This is a genomic window from Type-D symbiont of Plautia stali (assembly GCF_001485335.1).
Lineage (GTDB): Bacteria > Pseudomonadota > Gammaproteobacteria > Enterobacterales > Enterobacteriaceae > Pantoea > Pantoea vagans_C.
Genome location: NZ_BBOC01000165.1, coordinates 1 through 3,149, shown reverse-complemented (window position 1 = coordinate 3,149; position 3,149 = coordinate 1). Strand labels below are relative to the sequence as shown.

At 55.9% G+C, this 3,149-nt stretch carries 3 protein-coding genes and 1 pseudogene; 1 reads left to right on the top strand and 3 read right to left on the bottom strand.

Annotated features, from left to right (window positions below; all coding sequences use genetic code 11):
• Positions 1 to 809 precede the first annotated feature (809 nt).
• Positions 810 to 906, top strand: a pseudogene (locus PSSD_RS28550) (SOS response-associated peptidase); the annotation flags it as partial.
• Between the two features lie 44 nt (positions 907 to 950).
• Here the strand turns inward: PSSD_RS28550 and PSSD_RS25655 are convergent.
• The 3 genes from PSSD_RS25655 to PSSD_RS25645 all read right to left on the bottom strand — a co-directional run.
• Positions 951 to 1,697, bottom strand: coding sequence for a (2Fe-2S)-binding protein (locus PSSD_RS25655; RefSeq protein WP_058974200.1), 747 nt, complete (start codon positions 1,695 to 1,697; stop codon positions 951 to 953).
• Positions 1,684 to 2,478: an ABC transporter ATP-binding protein gene (locus PSSD_RS25650; protein ID WP_058974199.1), complete on the bottom strand. Its 795-nt coding sequence runs from the start codon at positions 2,476 to 2,478 to the stop codon at positions 1,684 to 1,686. The genes PSSD_RS25655 and PSSD_RS25650 overlap by 14 nt, the downstream gene beginning before the upstream one ends.
• 15 nt (positions 2,479 to 2,493) lie before the next feature.
• Positions 2,494 to 3,149 (bottom strand): FecCD family ABC transporter permease (locus PSSD_RS25645; protein WP_153011523.1); only part of this gene is annotated, 656 nt, incomplete at its 5' end.

Sequence of the window (3,149 nt, the reverse complement as noted above, 5' to 3'; positions counted from 1 at the left end):
CCGGATTATTCCGGCTGGGGTGAACTCAATAACTGGCATAGCCTGCTCAAGCGCGCCTACAGAAGCGGATAAACGTGAGCGACTTAGGGAAAACAGATTTTTTAACGTATGCAGGAGCATGATATGTTCCGGATTATCCAATGACTGCTTCGGTTATCGGCAAACCGAATGTGGACATTATGTATTGCTGTGATAGTCACGGGTTCAAATTGTTTTGAACTTTAACAAGATTGCTAAACAGCTCCTGGAGCTAACTACTTTCTACTAACCAGATTGTCGGACACCATGAATCTGATGGCGTGCAACATGTAAGTCAGGTCAGCATACCTTCCGTGTGAGAACCTTACAGCTGTCTGAGCAACGGATGCGCTTTTAGCCAGACACGCTCTGCTCGGTGGACCTTCACCGTTTATAGCCCTTCTGCATAGGAATCTTTTCCTGATTGATATCCAACACAACTGCATACCCGTTTTCTATCCGTCCGTATCTGAAGTGACGAAACGCATGTTTCTCCTGACACTGCGAGCCGGTGTGATATGCCAGCATGGGAGAACCTCTTCATAAGCGGGAAAAAACGTGCGTTCATGAACAGAGGTGTCGTCATAACGGAAAACGATGCCTCGCCCTAGCGTGAAGCACTGATACGCCTGAGCGTTCTCAGGCTATGCGCCCGGTGGTCAAGCCGCAATCCGGCGGCCGGAACGATAGATCTGGCGTCACTGATGTCCGAACAGCAGGAGTCCGAACAGGAAGTGGAGCGATGTGACAAATAGTGAACATCCAAGCTTTGCGGGCAGCACCACGGAAGAGAAGGGGTTGTGATTGTGACGTCGCCCAGCCACAGGGGGCATGGTTGATATTCATGACAGGCGCCCACGGGTGATTGCCCCTGACGCCGTTCGCGAGTAATTGAGTACCAGCACGTCTCCCACTCGGCTAAAGTCCGGTGCTTATTTTGGCCTGCAGAGCGGGCAGTTGAGGCAGTATTCGACAGGGTCGGTTGCTTTGTAATAGAAACAGCAGGTGCGACGAAAGCGCACAGGCTTTCCCGCCGCGTTTAGCTGGAGAGGTCGGCGAAAGCGTTGCAGCGGGTTCCAGGACAGGCCAAAGAGAGAAGGTGAAGCCTGTCCGATCAACCAGTTAAAATCGGCATCCCTGCGCTCGTTCTGCGTTTCATCGAGCCTGTCCATTCGGCCCTGATAAAGTGAAAAAACCCGCATCGCGGTATTTTCCCAGAGTATCTGTATGGGCAGTCCACTCACTCCGGCCAGACTTTGCCAGAGCGGAGAAAGAAACCCGCGGAAAAGCGCTGACACGACTTCTTCACGCCAAGCATCTCGCTCACCGGGAAGATAGCATGTCACTAGAGTGTCTGCCGGGAGCGACGATGTCCATAGCCCGTTATCGTGAGCATATTCAAGCTGGCTGCGAGAAAGAGAGAAGGTCAGGCCACTGTCAAACACGCTCATGGCATAGAGCACATTGCCCGTCGCGAGAAATGCCAGACGTTTTGCAAACAGCGAGGCGGCTATGGCCACATCCGGTGCGCCTGTCAGCGGCATCACGAGACGTAAAAAGGCATCGCAATGTTTCGCATTGAGCACATATTCTGCCGGCATACTGCGCGCGTCGGCCGCCGCGAGGGGCCGTAAGCGGAAATTCTTCTGCAGAAAGGCTTGCTCCTCAGGCGTCAGCATTTAGCGCCCCGGGAAAAGGAATACACAGCGGCGAGCGAAAGAAAGGATCTTCAATAATCCGGCACTGCAGGTTAAACACCTTATTCACCAGCGCTTCAGTCATGATATCCCCCGGCGCACCCTGTGCATAAACCCGTCCGTGGTGTACGGCGACCAGATGGTCGGCGTAGCGGCTGGCCAGATTAAGATCGTGCAGGACCATAACGATGGTTTTACCGTGCGTCTGGTTCAGGTCGCGCAACAGTTCAAGCACCTCAACCTGATGGGCCAGATCAAGATAGGTGGTCGGCTCATCCAGCAGCAACGTATCGGTCGCCTGTGCCAGCGTCATGGCAATCCAGACGCGCTGCCGCTGCCCGCCCGATAAGGCATCCACGGGACGATGCTGTAATGCATCAGTTCCGGTCAGTCGAAGGGCCTCGTCTACCTGCCTTTCATCTTCCGCTGACCACTGACGCAGCCAGCTCTGATACGGGAAGCGTCCCAGGCTAACGAGCTGACGTACGGAAATTCCTTCGGGGGCGACGGGGATCTGCGGCAGGATCGCCAGCCGGCGGGCGACCTGCGCCGTACTGCTGGCATGAATATCCATCCCGTCCAGTATAACGGTTCCCGACTGCGGCCTGAGAAGCCGGGCCATTGCCCGGAGCAGGGTGCTTTTACCACAGCCATTACTCCCGATCAGTACAGAGACTTTCGCCGCGGGCAGTTTGAGATCCAGCGAGTGTATGACCTGCTGCTGTGTATAGCTCACGTTCAGCTTATGAGTGGAAAGAGACACGTTTTCTCCATCAGTTTACGTACGCTGCCGGACAAGCAACACCAGAAAAAACGGCGCGCCGACCAGCGCAACAAAGATGCCCGCCGGAAGATCTGCAGGCCGGAACAGCGTTCTGGCCAGCAGGTCAGCAGTAACCACCATGACGCCGCCGCAGCAGGCGGTGACAAACGCCTGGCCAAAAATGCCGTGACGTAAAATCTGTCTGCCGAGGTGGGGCGCTATCAGGCCAACAAACGCCATGGCGCCCACCATTGCTATCGCGCCGCCGGAAAGTATCACGCAGCCCAACAATAGCAGGGCCCGCATTACATGCACCCGCACACCCAGCCCCGTGGTAAGGTCGTCGTCCAGCAGAAGCGCGCTCAGATAACGCAGCGAAAACAGCCAGAGCAGCAATGCCGCCAGATCGATGGCGAGGAGGTGACGCACCTTTTCCCAGGTCGCCGCATAAACGCTGCCGCTAAGCCATACCCATGCAGAAAAGGTGGTAGTCAGCGGGCTGAAAACAAGGATAAGGGTAACCATTGCGCCCGCCATTGCCGAGATGCCGACGCCAGTGAGGATAAGTCGAACCGGCGTCAGGCCTCTGCGCCATGAAAGCATAAAGACCAGGCCAACCGCGCAGGTTGCGCCAGCCATCGCTGCCACCGGCATCAGCGCGCTGCCCCAGG

Excerpts from the sequence above, each read along its gene's own strand:
- PSSD_RS25655 (WP_058974200.1), bottom strand. The coding sequence starts at position 1,697 with ATGCTGACGCCTGAGGAGCAAGCCTTTCTGCAGAAGAATTTCCGCTTA.